A 15,277-nucleotide genomic window follows, 5' to 3' on the forward strand; every position below is an offset into this window, starting at 1 on the left:
GCGCCGCGGTGCGTCGTTCCTCAGCACCGGCGGCAAAGGCGTCACCGACGGTCGCAGATTACTCGACCATGACGGACTCGGCCGTGGTGGGGTCACTGTCCGCCCCCATCGGGGGGATCCTGGGCATAACGTCGCGATAGCGTCTGATCCGTGAGCGCGAGGAGTGAGCCGGGGTTGCGAGCCCCGCAACCGCGAACAAAGGCAGGTCCGTGAGCGCCTCTTCGGTCTACCTGGACGCGGCAACGGCCGCGCCGCTGCATCCGGTCGCCCGGCAGGCGCTGCTGGCCGCCCTGGAGGACGGCTGGGCCGACCCGGGAAAGCTCTACGGCCAGGCGCGCCGCGCCCGGCAACTGCTCGACGCCGCCCGCGAGGCCGCCGCGCAGACGCTCGGCGTCCGCGCCGACGAGCTGTCCTTCACCAGCAGCGGTACGACGGCAGCCCACGGCGCGGTGCTCGGCGGCCTGGCGGGACGGCACCGGGCCGGGGCGACGCTCGTGCACTCGGCGATCGAGCATTCCGCCGTCCTGCACGCCGCCGAGCGGCACGTCGCGGCCGGTGGCGTCGCCCACTCGGTGCCTGTCGACCGGGTGGGCCGGCTGGACCTGGCGGCCTGGTCGACGGCCGTCCGCGCGCCCGGGGTCGCGCTGGCCGCGTTGATCACAGCGAGTCACGAGGTGGGCACCGTGCAGCCGGTCGCCGAGGCGGCGGCCGTCTGCGCGGATGTCGGGGTGCCGCTCTACGTCGACGCGGCGCAGTCGGTCGGGCGGGTGCCCCTGCCGGCCGGCTGGGCGCTGCTCAGCGCCAGCGCGCACAAGTGGGGCGGCCCGCCCGGGGTGGGGCTGCTGGCGGTCCGCAAGGGCACCCGCTGGGAGTCGCCCTGGCCGGCCGACGAGCGGGAGGGTGGACGTACCCCCGGGTCGGTGAACCTGCCCGCGGTGGTGGCGGCGGCGGCGAGCCTGCGCGCGGCGGCGGCCGACGCGGCCGCTGAGGCGGCCCGGCTGGACCCGCTTGTGGACCGGATCCGGACGCGGGTCGCGGCCGAGGTGCCCGACGTGGAGGTGGTCGGCGACCCGGTGCTACGCCTGCCCCACCTGGTGACGTTCTCCTGCCTGTACGTCGACGGCGAGACGCTGCTGCACGCGCTGGACCGGCGGGGGTTCGCGGTGTCGTCCGGCTCGTCCTGCACGTCGTCCACGCTGCGGCCGTCACACGTGTTGGAGGCGATGGGGGTGCTCTCGCACGGCAACGTCCGGGTCAGCCTGCACCGGGACACCACCGAGTCCGACGTCGAGCGGTTCCTCGCCGAGCTGCCCGGGATCGTCGCCGGGCTGCGCGCCGACGCCGGGGTGGTGGGGCTGTGACGATGCCGGACGAGGTGCTCGACTGTCGGGGGCAGCGCTGCCCGCTGCCGGTGATCGCGGCGGCCCGCCGGATGCCGCAGGTGCCGGTCGGCACCGTGGTCCGCGTGCTCGCCGACGACCCGGCCGCCGCGGTGGACATCCCCGCCTGGTGCCGGATGCGCGGCCAGGAGTTCCTCGCGGCGATCAGCGGCCCGGACGGCCCCGCCTACGACATCCGCCGCACCCACTGACCCCGGTTACGGGAGGAGGTGCGCGCGGATCTCCTCGGCGGCCGCGTCGCCGTACGACTCGGCGAGGCGCTTGACGAACAGGTCGGGGCGGACGTCGTACTCCTGGGTGCCGACCGTCTCCAGGACGAGCGTGGCCAGCAGCGAGCCGACCTGGGCGGCGCGCTCCAGGCCGACACCCCAGGAGAGCGCCGTGAAGAAGCCGGCCCTGAAGCCGTCGCCCACACCTGTCGGGTCGACGGCCCGGATCTCCCGCGCGATCGGCACGTGGATCGGGTCGATGCCCCGGCCGGCGATCTCCACCCCGTCCTTGCCCAGCGTGGTGACGCGCACCTTGACCAGGTCCAGAAGCTGGTCGTCGCTGAGCTTCGCCTTGCTCTGCAGCAGCGACTTCTCGTAGTCGTTCGTCATCAGGTACTCGGCGCCTTCGATCAGCGCCACCACGTCCTCGCCGGGCATCCGGGCGAGCTGCTGGGAGGGGTCGGCGGCGAAGGCGTACCCACGGGTGCGGCACTCGGCCGAGTGCCGCAGCATCGCCTCCGGGTCGTTGGCGCTCACCAGCACCAGGTCCAGACCGCCGAGCCGGTCGGCGACCGGGGCGAGCTCGATGTTGCGGGCCTCGCTCATCGCCCCCGCGTAGAACGACGCGATCTGGCACATGTCGGTGTCGGTGGTGCAGACGAACCGCGCCGTGTGCGCCACCTCACTGATGTGCACGGAGTCGCAGTCCACGCCGTGCCGCTCCAGCCAGGAGCGGTAGTCGGCGAAGTCCGCGCCCACCGCCCCGAGCAACACCGGGCGCAGCCCGAGCTGGCCCATGCCGAAGGAGATGTTCGCCGCGACCCCGCCACGGCGGAGCACCAGGTCGTCCACCAGGAAGGAGAGGGAAACCTTGTGCAGCTGATCGGCGATGAGCTGGTCGGCGAAGCGACCCGGGAAGCTCATCAGGTGATCGGTGGCGATCGAGCCGGTCACGGCGATCTTCATGTCAACCCTCGGGGTCGGGAGCAGGGCGCGGTCAGCCTACCGGCCCGGCAACAGTGACGTGACCGGTCGGTCGGGCAATGACAACCGACCGGTCGCGCCCGGCGCGGAACCGCTCCCACCGACACGAAAACGGCGGGGCCGCCCCGAAGGACGGCCCCGCCGTGCTGGTGCGTGGGTGACTCAGTTGAACGAGTCGCCGCAGGCGCAGGAGTTGCCTGCGTTGGGGTTGTCGATGGTGAAGCCCTGGGCGTCGATCCGGTCGGCGAAGTCGATCGTCGCGCCGGACAGGTAGGGGGCGCTCATCCGGTCGACGACGACCTCGACGCCACCGAAGTCGGTGACGACGTCACCGTCGAGCGAACGCTCGTCGAAGAAGAGCTGGTACCGCAGGCCGGAGCAGCCACCCGGCTGCACCGCGACGCGGAGCCGCAGGTCGTCGCGGCCCTCCTGCTCGATCAGGGCCTTGACCTTCTGCGCCGCGACGTCGGTGAGGACGACGGAAGTAGGGGCCTGGGCCTCGGTCGACTCGGTCTGCGCTGGCGTGGTCACGTGGAAGTCTCCCTGCGCGGTTTTGGGTCCGGACGCACTGGCCAACGCCGCGCGCCGTCCAGTGATTCCCGGTTGTGGTCCGGTTCCGATCGTACGCCGCCCCGGCCGCGCCCACCCGCGTGGCGTGATCGCCGCCGCAGGTAGGCCCCTCCTCACGCGCCGTCGGCCGCCTCAGCGGCTCCACTGCCGGGCCAGTCGGGCGCCCAGCTCGCGCAATCCGTCGGCGGGACGACTCAAGGCGGCGTCGAGCCCGCCGGCCTGCTCCCCACCGAAGTGCTCGACCAGGCTGTACGCGTCCGTCACCCCCGCCGAGGCGGCCTCCCGTCGGCCGGTGCTGACCTGGCCGGCCACCACCACGCAGGGCACCCCCCGGTCCCGGGCGGCCCCGGCCACCCCGGCGACGACCTTGCCGCGCAGCGACTGGTGGTCGAAGGACCCCTCCCCAGTGATCACCAGGTCGGCGGTGTCGAGCGCGGCCTCCAGCCGGGTGGCCCGGGTGACGAGACCGATGCCCGACTCGCAGGCGCCGCCGAGCGCGAGGACGGCCGCGCCGAGGCCGCCGGCGGCCCCACCGCCGGGCAGCGCGCCGAGCCCCACCGGGCAGCCGGGGAGATCCCGCTCCAGCACCGCCGCGAAGCGCTCCAGAGCCGCATCGAGCAGCAGCACGTCGGCGCGGTCGGCGCCCTTCTGCGGACCGAACACGTTGCTCGCCCCGTGCAGGCCGAGCAGCGGGTTGTCCACGTCGGTGGCGGCGACCAGCCGGGCGCCGCGCAGCCGGGGAGCGCCGTCGAGGGCGTCGACCACTGCCAACGGCGCCCCGCCGTACGGCAGCGCCGCACCGGTCGCGTCGAGCGCTGTCGCGCCCAGCGCGGTGAGCATGCCGGCGCCGCCGTCGTTGGTGGCGGAGCCGCCCAGCCCGATCACCACCGTCCGGGCGCCGCTCTCCACGGCGGCGGTCACCAGCAGACCCAGCCCGTACGACGTGGTGACCTTCGGATCCCGCTCGCCGGCGGCCAGCAGGTGCAGCCCGCACGCCTGCGCGCTCTCCAGATAGGCGGTCGTGCCGTCGGTGGTGAGGAGGATCTCACCGGCCGCCGGCCGGCCCAGCGGGTCGACGGTCGACACCGGCACCCGCCGGCCGCCGAGCGCGCCGGCGAGCACGTCCACGAAGCCCGGCCCGCCGTCGGCGAGCGGCCGGATCAGCAGGTCGTCACCGTCGGCGACGCTGCGCCACCCGTCCGCCACCGCGGCGGCGACCTCCGGTGCGGGCAGGGTGCCGGCGAACTTGTCCGGGCAGAGCAGCACGCGCATGCCGAGCAGTGTGGCAGCCCACACCGAGCGGAGCTGCGGCGCGCTCGCGCTGTGGGACCATGGGCTACGTGACTTCGACCTGGGTGGAACCCTCCAACACGGCGACGGCTCTGCTGCTGCTCGGCCGGGGCAGCGACCCCGACACCGAGCGCGGCGTCGAGTGTCCGGGCGACCTGCCGGCGCCCAGCGATCCGGATCTGGTGGCCCGGGCCACGGCGGCGAAGGCGAAGCTGGGCAGCAAGGTCTTCGTGCTGGGGCACCACTACCAGCGCGACGAGGTGATCCAGTTCGCGGACGTGACGGGCGACTCGTTCAAGCTGGCCCGGGAGGCCGCGGCCCGCCCGGACGCCGAGTACATCGTCTTCTGCGGCGTGCACTTCATGGCCGAGAGCGCCGACATCCTCACCACGGACGCCCAGCGGGTGATCCTCCCCGACCTGGCGGCCGGCTGCTCGATGGCGGACATGGCCGTCCTGGGTCAGGTCGAGGCCGCCTGGGACACGCTCACCGAGCTGGGCATCGCCGGCGAGACCGTGCCGGTGACGTACATGAACTCCTCGGCCGACATCAAGGGCTTCGTCGGCCGCAACGGCGGCGTGGTCTGCACCTCGTCCAACGCCAAGCGCGCCCTGGACTGGGCGTTCGAGCAGGGCTCCAAGGTGCTCTTCCTGCCGGACCAGCACCTGGGCCGTAACACGGCGGTGCTGGAGATGGGCCTGTCGCTGGACGACTGCGTCCTCTACGACCCGCACAAGCCCGGTGGCGGGCTCACGCCGGAGCAGTTGCGCGACGCCAAGATGATCCTGTGGCGGGGGCACTGCTCGGTGCACGGCCGGTTCACCCTCGACAGCGTCAACGACGTGCGCGAGCGGGTGCCGGGGGTCAACGTGCTGGTCCACCCGGAGTGCCGGCACGAGGTGGTCACCGCTGCCGACTACGTGGGCTCCACCGAATACATCATCAAGGCCGTCGAGGCCGCTCCGGCCGGTTCGGCGTGGGCGCTGGGCACCGAGCTGAACCTGGTCCGCCGGCTCGCGCTGGCCCACCCGGACAAGCAGATCATGTTCCTCGACAAGGCCGTCTGCTACTGCTCGACCATGAACCGGATCGACCTGCCGCACCTGGTCTGGGCCCTGGAGGAGCTGGTCGCGGGCCGGGTCGTCAACCAGATCACGGTGGACGCCGACACCGCGCACCACGCGCGGGTGGCGCTGGACCAGATGCTCGCCCTGCCCGGGGCGGACACTCCACCCCCCACGGCCGCCTGATCACGATCCGTGACGCTCCTGGCACACAAAAGTGCCGGATCACCGATTAATGCCACACACGCCCGTGTGACCGAGTCCATCTTCGTCACCGAGGGCTATGCTGCCGGGGCGAGGACGCAAGCGGGCCGTTTCGATATGGCCGCATCCGGGGTAGCGACAGAGTTCACGCTCCCCACCATCAACACAGCAGCACCGAAGCGCTGGAGGTTGCGTTGACCGACGACGTCCTGGTCGTGCACGGAGGGACTCCGCTCGAAGGGCGGATCCGCGTGCGCGGCGCGAAGAACCTGGTTTCGAAGGCGATGGTCGCCGCACTGCTGGGCGACAGCCCGAGCCGGCTGTTCGACGTGCCGAAGATCCGCGACGTCGAGGTGGTCCGGGGTCTGCTCGGTCTGCACGGCGTCAAGGTGACCGACGGCGCCGAGGACGGCGAGCTCGTCTTCGACCCGGCGAACGTGGAGAGCGCCAGCACCGACCAGATCAATGTGCACGCCGGTTCGAGCCGAATCCCGATCCTGTTCTGCGGGCCGCTGCTGCACCGGCTCGGGCACGCGTTCATCCCGGATCTGGGCGGCTGCCACATCGGCCCGCGCCCGATCGACTTCCACCTGCAGGCGCTGCGCGAGTTCGGCGCCACCGTCGACAAGCGGCCCGAGGGCCTGCACCTGTCCGCGCCGAACGGGCTGCACGGCACCAAGTTCGCCCTGCCGTACCCGAGCGTCGGCGCCACCGAGCAGGTGCTGCTGACCGCGGTGATGGCCGAGGGCGTCACCGAGCTGCGCAACGCCGCGGTGGAGCCGGAGATCATCGACCTGATCTGCATCCTGCAGAAGATGGGCGCGATCATCAAGGTCCACACCGACCGGGTCATCGAGATCCAGGGTGTGCCGAAGCTGCACGGGTACACTCACCGGCCGATCCCGGACCGGATCGAGGCCGCCAGCTGGGCCGCGGCCGCGCTGGCCACCCGTGGCCACGTCGAGGTGCTCGGCGCGCAGCAGGCCGACATGATGACCTTCCTGAACATCTTCCGGTCCGTCGGCGGCGAGTACGAGGTCACCGACACCCGGCCGCCGAAGCTGGGCGACCCCGGCCAGGAGGGCGGCATCCGCTTCTGGCACCCCGGTGGCGAGCTGAACGCGGTGGCGCTGGAGACGGACGTCCACCCCGGGTTCATGACCGACTGGCAGCAGCCGCTGGTCGTGGCGCTGACCCAGGCCCGCGGCCTGTCGATCGTGCACGAGACGGTCTACGAGCAGCGGCTGGGCTACACCGAGGCGCTGAACTCGATGGGCGCCAACATCCAGGTCTACCGGGACTGCCTCGGCGGCACCCCGTGTCGCTTCGGCCGGCGCAACTTCAAGCACTCGGCGGTGATCGCCGGGCCGAGCAAGCTGCACGCCGCCGACCTGGTCATCCCCGACCTGCGGGCCGGTTTCAGCCACCTGATCGCGGCACTCGCGGCCGAGGGCACCTCCCGGGTGTACGGCGTCGACCTGATCAACCGGGGCTACGAGGACTTCGAGGCGAAGCTCGCCGACCTCGGCGCGCACGCCGAGCGCCCGTAACCTGTCTCACCATCGTTCGGCTCCGACGGCTCCAGATCGCGCGCTGCGGTCGGGAGCCGTCGGCCGCTGCACCGCGATGTGCAGCGTGTGCGGACCGTTGGCTACCCTTGCCGCGTGCCGTCGCTCTTTCGCCGCAAGTCCACCGACCTCGTCGACGAGGCCGTCTCCTCGGTGACCCCCGAGGAGACCGCTGACCGTCCCCGGGGTTACACCCCGGCCAAGGGTCGGGAGACGCCGAAGCGACCCACAGTCGGCCGTCGCCCGGCCGGGCCCACCCGCCCCCTCACCAAGGAGGAGGAGCGGGAGCGGCGCCGCCAACTGCGTACCGAGGCCGCGGCCGATTTCCGCCGCGAGGGTGGCCCCCGCGACCGGGGCCCGGAGCGGCTGCTGGCGCGCAACGTGGTCGACTCCCGGCGTACCGTCGGCACCTGGTTCTTCGGCGGCGCGTTGATCGTGCTGATCGGCTCGAACGCGGCGATGCCGCCGGTGGTCCGGCTGATCTCCAACGTGCTCTGGGGCGCGCTGGCCCTGGGTGTGGTCGTGGACTCGCTGCTCATCTGCCGCAAGATCGGCAAGCTGGTCCGGGAGCGCTTCCCGAAGACCGACCAGCGGATGGGCTCGCTCTACCTCTACGCCGTGATGCGGTCGATCACCTTCCGGCGGATGCGCGCTCCGGCCCCGCAGGTCAAGCTCGGCGACAAGGTCTGATCCCGGCTTCTCGGCGAGCCGGGATCGCCCTGGCGGAGGCTGCCCGGCGAAGGCTGCGGCCGTGTCAGGGTCCGTCGTGGGGGCCCGCGTTGGGGGCAAAGCACAGCGGGAAGCATCCGGGCAGCGGCTGATCGTTGTACCGTGCGCGTAGTTCATCACGGTGAACAGGTCGCCCGTTGTTCGTCACCGCGAACGTTGATCCAATGGAGCGAACACGCATGCCTGGAGAACCGGCTGCCCCGTTGGCCAACATCGCCGCCGCCCTGCGCCGCGAACGGGAGCGCGTCGGTGTCTCGCTGACCGAGCTGGCTCGTCGGGCGGGGGTGTCCGAGTCGACGCTCTCCCACCTGGAATCAGGGACGGGCAACCCGAGCGTCGAGACGCTCTGGGCGCTGGGCGTGGCGCTGGGCGTACCGTTCAGCCGGCTCGTGGAGCCGGCCGACGTCGACATCCGGGTGATCCGCGCCGGGGAGGGGCCCCGGGTTCGTTCCGAGCAGGCCGACTTCACCGGAACGCTGCTCAGCGCCGGCACGGCGCACCTACGCCGCGACGTGTACCTGATCGAGTTGGAGCCGGGCGCGGTCCGGGAGGCGGACGGGCACACCCCCCGCAGCATCGAGCACGTGGTGGTGGCAGCGGGCCGGCTGCGCCTCGGCCCCGAGGGGGGCACCGTGGATCTCGGTCCGGGTGACTACGCGACGTTCCCCGGCGACATGCCGCACCGGTACGAGGCGCTGGTCCCCGGCACCTTCGCCGTCCTCGTCATGGAGCACCCCTGACCCGAGGCTCCGGTCTGTCACCGTGTCGGGTGGGGTATCGTCGAAGGCCAGATTGGGTTATCAACCTAAATGTCCGGAACCATCGGATAACGTTTGCGCCCATGGGCGGTGCCACAGTGGCGGTGAACGAGCCCGCGCCGTTACCCTCCATCCGCAGCCACGCCCTGCCGGAACGGGCGACCCGACCGGCACGCGAGGCCCCAGCGCGACAATGTGCAACGAGGTGACAACGCCGTGAGCGAGCGGACGCGAGCCGGCCACCGGGGCGTGGCAGGCGGCGACCGGACGCCCACCGGTCAGCGGCATACGACCGCGGACACCGCACCGTCGACGGGGAGCGGCCACGCGGCCGGGTGTGGCGACGGGCTCGACGGATGAACGGCCGCTACACGGACCGGTGGCGGGACCCCAACGAGCCGTCCTGGGTGGTCGAGCCGACCACCGAGTGGCACCCCCAGTTCCCCGGCCAGCGCTACCCCGGCGACATCGGCGTCACCCACCAGCCCCCACCGCCGCCGCGCGGACGAGCGAGCGTGGTCGGTCGTACCGAGGTGCCGCCACTCGCGCCCACCCGACCGGACGGCACCTACCTCGGGCGCTCCTGGGCCGACGAGCCTCCGGCCGACCCGGCCCCCAACGGCCGTTGGGGAGCGGACGACGAGCTGGCTCCCCAAGGCCGTTGGGGGGCGGACGGCGGACCCGCCGAGACGTCGGCCTACGGCTGGCCACACGGCGACGAGCGTCCGGTCGACATGGCACACCACGGGCGGACCGAAACCCCGCACTACGACCATGAGCCGTACCGCCGCCCGCTCCCCGAGCCGCCCCGACGGGAGGAGCGCCGCTCCCCCGAGTCTGACCGGCGGACCGCCTGGTCCGACCGGCGCCCCGGCGACGACCGGGGACCGGCGAGGGAGGCCGCCTGGCACCGCGAGCAGCCCACTTCCGAGCGGTACGACGGCCGTACGTCCCGACACGAGCCGGCCGACCGGGACCGGGCGTACCCGGCCGCACCACCCGTCTCTCCCGCACCGCGCAGTGACTCCGGCTGGGTGCCCGAGCCGGACGAGACGCCGCGCCGACGCGGCACGTCGGAGCGGCCGGCCGCGAGTCACGAGCGGCACCCCGGCGACGGGTACGGTGCACGACCGGTCAGGGGCCACGACGGCCGCCCGAACGACGGCTGGGCTGCCGAGGGAGCCGGCCCGTGGGCGCCCGTGGACAGTCGCTCCCGCTACCGGGCGGACGGCCACGCCGACCGCGTACCCGACGACGCCCGCCGCTCGGAACGCCTACCCGATGACGCCCGCCGGATGGAACGACTCCCTGATGACGTCCGGCGCTCGGAGCGGGGTGTCGCCGACGGTCGGTCCCGCGTGGAGGCTGGCCCCGGTACGCCCACCGACCGGCAGCGCCGGCCGGACGAGGCTTTCGGCCCGCCGTCGACGTCCGAGGGCGGACGGCGGCGACGCCCCGAACCGGAGGCACCGGAGCAGCCCCGCCGCGACGACGAGCGCCGCCGCCCCGATGTCGAGCCGCACCGACACCAACCCCGCGAGGCGGCAGCCCGCACCGAGGCGTACCCGGACCGTCGCCCGCGCGAGTCCGCGCGGCCGGAGCCTCACCGCGAGGAGCTCTACCGCGAGCCCCGGGCACAGCCTGACCCCCGGTCGGCTGGCGGCCTGCCCTGGCCGGCACCCGGACCGGTACACCCGGACCGCACCCGCGAGCCGGGGTACCGACCCGAGCCGCACCGCGCCGAGCCGGGCGTGCCGTCGCGGCCGGCCGCCCGACCCGAACGGCCGCCGGCGGAGCAGCCCCGATACGACGAGCGGTCCGCGCGGCCCGCCGCGACGACATCGCCCACCTCGGACCGGGCCACTCCTGTCTCCCCGGCGGCGCCGGGCGCCGGCCGGGCGGCTCCGATCCCGCCCACCCCCGTCTCCCCGGCCGCGCCGGGCACTGGTCGGGCGGCTCCGGTTCGACCGACGTCGCCGGAGCGACAGGTGTCGCCCGCCGCACCCGGGCGAGACCGGCCGGTGTCTGCCGCTCCGGTCTCCCCCGCCCCGTCGGACCAGGGGTGGCAACCGTCCACATCGTCCGCTCGCCCGGAGTACGAGCGGCCGGTGTCGGCCACACCGGTCTCCCCTGCGGAGGTCCCCGTCTCCGGTCCACCGGCCGCCCGGCTGCGGCTGGAGTTCCTGCCCGCCCCGGTGGATCCCCCGGCGTCGGACGAGCGGCCCGAGCCGCCGCAGCGGCCCGAGCACCGCACACCCACCGAACCGGCTTCGACTGTCGACGCCCGGTCCGCGCCACCGCGCTACCCCGGGCCGGATGCCGGCAACCGCTCGCCCGATCGGTGGCGGGACGACGAACCGGCGGCCGAGCAGCGGCATCCGGCGGCCTCGGGCACTTCGGCCCCGCAGGGCCGGCCCACGCATCCCACGCCTGGGCCGCACCCCGCACCGACTTCGGACGATCGCCCGCCGGTCGCGCCGCCGCCGGCCTGGCAGCGGCCGGAACAGCCCGCCACCCCCGGGACGTCGACGTCCTCGGCACCCGCGCCGGAACCCGAGCCGGCGCTTCCGATCGCCCCGGGTGTGCCGCGTCGCTACGTGCCCCCGGTGCCCTCGGAGGCGCCCGAGCCCAGCGCTGCGGAGCCAGCGGAGGCGTCGGCGCGGGGGCCGGAAGCCTGGTTCAGTCCCGCCGCGCAGCCGGCCGAGTCCGACCAGGACGAGATGCCGGCCGACCAGCGGCCGACCGAAGGCACCGCGACCGACACCGTCGCCGAGACGACCGAGAACTGGACGCCCGGCGACGGCTCGGCCGGCTCGCCGCCGCACGCCGAGGACGAGCACGACCGATCGGTGGCGTCCAGCCAGCCGGTCGGTGACCGCGCAACCGACCGGCGACCCGACCCGGCCGTCGAAACCGCTGGGACACCGATCTCCGGACCGCCCGCCGAAGCGGCCTCCCCGCCACCGATCCGGCCGGCGTCCGCACCTCCAGTAGACCCGACCGCGACACGACCCGCCCCGCCCGACGCGACACGGCCAGTGTCGGCACCGCCTGTCTCCGCGCCGCCGGTCTCGGCATCGCCCCACTCGGCGTGGCCCGTCTCGGCGCCACCGGCCTTCGCACCACCGGTCTCGGCACCACCAGTCTCGGCGCCGCCCGTCGCCGCACCGCCCGACTCAGCCTGGCCCGTCTCGGCACCGCCGGCCTTCGCACCACCGGTCTCGGCACCACCAGTCTCGGCGCCACCGAACTCAACGCGACCGATCTCCGCGCCGCCCGACTCAGCCTGGCCCGTCTCGGCGCCACCGACCTCCGCGCCGCCCGACTCAGCCTGGCCCGTCTCGGCACCGCCGGCCTCCGCCACGCCCGTGGAGGTGGCCAACGGTGAGCGTCGCCCCATCGACGACGGCCTCGCCGCCGAGGCCGCCGCCGAGATGACCCCGACCGACGAATCGGAGCCGGTCGCCGGACCGCCGGCACACCAGGTCTCCGATGCTCCACGCGTCTGGTTGGACGATCTGGTCGACGATGCCGCGGACGACGACGCGCCAACCGTCGAGCCGGCATCGGCCGAGACCCACCGTCCGCTTGGGGACGAGCCGCACGCCGAGACGTCGGGGCACCACAGCGGACTCGCCCCCGACGACGTCCACGAGGTCGGTGGCCCGACCAGCGCGCCGACCGCCGACACATCCACCGACGCGTCGCCGGACGGCCTCCCCGACGCCGAGCCGTCGGACCGACCGATGTCGGCGCCGCCCGCGTCGAGTAGCGAGTACCCGCCGACCGCCGGGCCGGACACGGATGCCGGCCTGGCCGGTTCCGGCCCGGCGACCGAGGCGACGGGCACGCCGCCAGAGTCCGCAGCGGAACGCCCCACCGCGACGACGCCCGTCTCCGCACCGCCAGCCCCCGCGCCACCGGCCGCGACGGCGCCCGTCTCCGCACCACCCGCTGCACAAACACCCGCCCCCGCGCCGCCCGTCTCCGGGCCGCCCGCCGCACAGGCACCCGTCTCCGGGCCGCCCGCCACGCCCCCGGCGGCCGTCTCCGCCGTACCGTTCGCTGGCATTCCCGCGCCGCGCAGTGGATCGTCCGACCAGGACGTGCCGGTGTCGGCGCCGCCCGTCACGACACCCCAGACGCCTCGTCCCTCGCTGGCCGATCAGGGCGACCCGGAGCAGGTGCTGGCCGCGTACCGCTGGCGGCTGGACCCGGTGACCCTGCGCGAGGAGTTGACGGAGCCGGACGCCATGCGGGCCATCCGGCGGCGGCTGACCGAGAAGCTGGGCTCGGCGGTCGACAACCGGGCTCGGGCGCGGCTGCTCAGCCTGCGCGCGGTCGCCTCGCGGATTCTCGGCGAGCTCGACGACGCGTTGGCCGACGGACGGCTCGCCCTCACCTACGCGGAGGCCACCGGTGAGCTGCGCCGGACCGCGCTGGCTCAGGCCCGGCTGGCCCACGTCCTGCGCTGGCGGGGCGACTACGCCGAGGCCGACCAGCTCTTCGCCGAGGCCAACTCGATCGAGCTGCCCGATCGGCTGCGGGCCGCCCTGCACGAGCACGCCGGGCGGTGCTGCTATGACCAGGGCCGGCTGATGGAGGCCTGTCACCACTTCGAGCGGGCGCTCGACCTGCGCGGGGCCGGCGACGCCGAACTGCTGGACCGGGTCCGGGTGGCGCTCGACGCGGTGACCGCGCGGGCTTCGGCGGAGGGCTTCGGGCCGTACCCCCGGGGTCGGGACGAGGTGCTCGACCGTGACCGGCCCCCGCAGCCGGACCGGGACGGACCGCTGTGGGGTTACACCGACCACGCCGGCGAGCTGGTCATTCCCGCCCGCTACGCCGAGGCGCAGCCGTTTCACGACGGGCTGGCCTGGGTCCGCCGGCCGGACACCGACCGGTGGTCGTTGATCAATCTGCTGGGTACGACTGTGATCCCGCCCTCGTACCGGGCGGTCCGCCCGTTCAGCGACGGCCTGGCCTGGGTGGTCACCGACGGCGGGTGGACGGCGATCGACCCGACCGGCGCGGTGCAGGTTCCGCCCAACTTCGCCGACGTACGGCCGTTCCGCCGAGGGCTGGCCGCGGTGAAGCGTGAGGGGTGGGGGGCGGTCGACCGGACCGGGCGGATCGTGGTGCCGACCCGCTACCACGGCTTCGTCACCGAGCTGACCGAGGGAGGGCCTGTCGACGGCTTCACCGACGAGGGTCTCGTGGTCGTCGACGTGGCCGGACGACGCGGTGTGGTGGACCGGACCGGCACGGTGCTGGTGCCGCCGTCGTACCCGATGGTGGTCATCCACCCGGTGGCGTTCCTCGTCGGCAGCGGCGGCGGTCGGTGGGGTGCGCTGGACCGGCGTGGTGAGCCGCTGATCGACCCGGTGCACCCCGATCGCGCGGCGGTGCTGGAGGAGATCGACAGGCTGTTGACCGACGCCAACCCGGTGCTCTGAGTCGCCGCTCGGCGATCGTGATCCACCGGAGTTAGGGTCGGGGCATGGAATTCCGACACCTGGGCCGTTCCGGCCTGATGGTCAGCGAGATCTCGTACGGCAACTGGATCACCCACGGTTCACAGGTCGAGGAGGACGCGGCGAACGCCTGCGTCCGGGCCGCCCTCGACGCGGGGATCACCACCTTCGACACCGCCGACGTGTACGCCGGCACCCGGGCCGAGGACGTGCTCGGCCGGGCGCTGCAGAACGAGCGTCGCGAGGGCCTGGAGATCTTCACCAAGGTCTACTGGCCCACCGGGCCGGGTCGCAACGACCGCGGCCTGTCCCGCAAGCACATCATGGAGTCGATCAACGGCTCCCTGCGCCGGCTGCGCACCGACTACGTGGACCTCTACCAGGCCCACCGGTACGACTACAGCACGCCGCTGGAGGAGACGATGGAGGCGTTCGCCGACGTCGTGCACTCCGGCAAGGCGCACTACATCGGCGTCTCCGAGTGGACCGCCGAGCAGCTGCGGGCCGCCCACCCGCTCGCCCGTGAGCTGCACGTCCCGCTGGTCTCCAACCAGCCTCAGTACTCGATGCTGTGGCGGGTCATCGAGACCGAGGTCGTGCCGGCCAGCGAGGAGCTGGGCATCGGCCAGATCGTCTGGTCGCCGATGGCCCAGGGCGTGCTCTCCGGCAAGTACCTGCCGGGGCAGCCGCCGCCGGCCGGTTCCCGCGCCACCGACGAGAAGTCCGGCGCGAACTTCATCTCCCGGTTCATGAACGACGACGTGCTGACGCGGGTGCAGCAGCTCAAGCCGCTCGCGGAGCAGGCCGGGCTCAGCATGGCCCAGCTGGCCGTGGCGTGGGTCCTGCAGAACCCGAACGTGTCGTCGGCGATCATCGGCGCGTCCCGCCCCGAGCAGGTGCACGACAACGTGAAGGCGGCCGGGGTCAAGCTCGACGCCGAGCTGCTCAAGGCCATCGACGAGATCGTCGAGCCGGTCACCGAGCGGGACCCGGCGAAGACCGAGTCCCCCGCCGAGCGTCCCTGACG

At 73.7% G+C, this 15,277-nt stretch carries 13 protein-coding genes; 9 read left to right on the forward strand and 4 right to left on the reverse strand.

Translation table 11 applies throughout. The features are described 5' to 3' along the window. Nucleotides 1-209 precede the first annotated feature (209 nt). Together AB0K10_RS13685 and AB0K10_RS13690 are read left to right on the forward strand one after the other, a co-directional pair. The gene (locus AB0K10_RS13685) at nucleotides 210-1,361 is read left to right on the forward strand and encodes an aminotransferase class V-fold PLP-dependent enzyme (protein WP_363683141.1); all 1,152 of its coding nucleotides are present in this window, start codon (nucleotides 210-212) and stop codon (nucleotides 1,359-1,361) included. Continuing rightward, on the forward strand, nucleotides 1,358-1,591 hold the full coding sequence (locus AB0K10_RS13690; protein ID WP_363683143.1) for a sulfurtransferase TusA family protein: 234 nt from the start codon (nucleotides 1,358-1,360) through the stop codon (nucleotides 1,589-1,591). Before AB0K10_RS13685 ends, AB0K10_RS13690 begins: the two co-directional genes overlap by 4 nt. A 6-nt stretch (nucleotides 1,592-1,597) precedes the next feature. On the opposite strand, the gene AB0K10_RS13695 is transcribed toward AB0K10_RS13690, so the two are convergent. The 3 genes from AB0K10_RS13695 to AB0K10_RS13705 all read right to left on the reverse strand — a co-directional run bounded on the left by AB0K10_RS13695 (nucleotide 1,598) and on the right by AB0K10_RS13705 (nucleotide 4,435). Continuing rightward, nucleotides 1,598-2,575 carry a carbohydrate kinase family protein gene (locus AB0K10_RS13695; protein WP_363683145.1) on the reverse strand — a complete coding sequence of 326 codons (978 nt, stop codon included), beginning with the start codon at nucleotides 2,573-2,575 and terminating at the stop codon, nucleotides 1,598-1,600. Between the two features lie 180 nt (nucleotides 2,576-2,755). Further along, nucleotides 2,756-3,124, reverse strand: a complete 369-nt coding sequence (erpA, locus tag AB0K10_RS13700) for an iron-sulfur cluster insertion protein ErpA (RefSeq protein WP_007463211.1) — start codon at nucleotides 3,122-3,124, stop codon at nucleotides 2,756-2,758. 171 nt (nucleotides 3,125-3,295) lie between these two features. Beyond that, complete coding sequence (locus tag AB0K10_RS13705; RefSeq protein ID WP_363683147.1) at nucleotides 3,296-4,435, reverse strand: glycerate kinase; 1,140 nt, start codon at nucleotides 4,433-4,435, stop codon at nucleotides 3,296-3,298. A 68-nt stretch (nucleotides 4,436-4,503) separates the two neighbouring features. On the opposite strand from AB0K10_RS13705, the gene nadA reads away from it, so the two are divergent. From nadA to AB0K10_RS13725, 4 genes are all read left to right on the forward strand, one after another. After that, a complete protein-coding gene (nadA, locus tag AB0K10_RS13710) occupies nucleotides 4,504-5,703 on the forward strand; it encodes a quinolinate synthase NadA (protein WP_363683149.1) in 1,200 nt (399 codons plus the stop codon). A gap of 212 nt (nucleotides 5,704-5,915) precedes the next feature. Continuing rightward, entirely contained in the window at nucleotides 5,916-7,271 is a 1,356-nt protein-coding gene (gene murA / locus AB0K10_RS13715) for a UDP-N-acetylglucosamine 1-carboxyvinyltransferase (RefSeq protein WP_007463216.1), read from the forward strand. Between the two features lie 114 nt (nucleotides 7,272-7,385). Further along, nucleotides 7,386-7,979, forward strand: coding sequence for a DUF3043 domain-containing protein (locus AB0K10_RS13720; protein WP_007463218.1), 594 nt, complete (start codon nucleotides 7,386-7,388; stop codon nucleotides 7,977-7,979). 218 nt (nucleotides 7,980-8,197) lie between these two features. After that, a complete protein-coding gene (locus AB0K10_RS13725) occupies nucleotides 8,198-8,758 on the forward strand; it encodes an XRE family transcriptional regulator (RefSeq protein WP_363683151.1) in 561 nt (186 codons plus the stop codon). Nucleotides 8,759-10,050: 1,292 nt separating this feature from the next. Here AB0K10_RS13725 and AB0K10_RS13730 read toward each other — a convergent pair. After that, nucleotides 10,051-10,383 carry a hypothetical protein gene (locus AB0K10_RS13730; RefSeq protein ID WP_363683153.1) on the reverse strand — a complete coding sequence of 111 codons (333 nt, stop codon included), beginning with the start codon at nucleotides 10,381-10,383 and terminating at the stop codon, nucleotides 10,051-10,053. Nucleotides 10,384-11,867: 1,484 nt separating this feature from the next. Between AB0K10_RS13730 and AB0K10_RS13735 the strand changes: the two genes are divergently transcribed. The 3 genes from AB0K10_RS13735 to AB0K10_RS13745 are packed head-to-tail and all read left to right on the forward strand — an operon-like array spanning nucleotide 11,868 to nucleotide 15,275. Continuing rightward, complete coding sequence (locus AB0K10_RS13735; RefSeq protein ID WP_363683155.1) at nucleotides 11,868-12,164, forward strand: hypothetical protein; 297 nt, start codon at nucleotides 11,868-11,870, stop codon at nucleotides 12,162-12,164. Beyond that, nucleotides 12,151-14,232, forward strand: a complete 2,082-nt coding sequence (locus tag AB0K10_RS13740; RefSeq protein WP_363683157.1) for a WG repeat-containing protein — start codon at nucleotides 12,151-12,153, stop codon at nucleotides 14,230-14,232. The genes AB0K10_RS13735 and AB0K10_RS13740 overlap by 14 nt, the downstream gene beginning before the upstream one ends. 44 nt (nucleotides 14,233-14,276) lie before the next feature. Then, on the forward strand, nucleotides 14,277-15,275 hold the full coding sequence (locus AB0K10_RS13745; protein WP_007463224.1) for an aldo/keto reductase family protein: 999 nt from the start codon (nucleotides 14,277-14,279) through the stop codon (nucleotides 15,273-15,275). Nucleotides 15,276-15,277 lie beyond the last annotated feature (2 nt).

Origin of the sequence: Micromonospora sp. NPDC049274 (assembly GCF_040678875.1) — a bacterium.
Taxonomy (GTDB): domain Bacteria; phylum Actinomycetota; class Actinomycetes; order Mycobacteriales; family Micromonosporaceae; genus Micromonospora.

Coding starts and splice junctions, on each gene's coding strand:
- AB0K10_RS13725 (WP_363683151.1), top strand. CDS start 8,198: ATGCCTGGAGAACCGGCTGCCCCGTTGGCCAACATCGCCGCCGCCCTG.
- AB0K10_RS13695 (WP_363683145.1), bottom strand. CDS start 2,575: ATGAAGATCGCCGTGACCGGCTCGATCGCCACCGATCACCTGATGAGC.
- AB0K10_RS13705 (WP_363683147.1), bottom strand. CDS start 4,435: ATGCGCGTGCTGCTCTGCCCGGACAAGTTCGCCGGCACCCTGCCCGCA.
- AB0K10_RS13745 (WP_007463224.1), top strand. CDS start 14,277: ATGGAATTCCGACACCTGGGCCGTTCCGGCCTGATGGTCAGCGAGATC.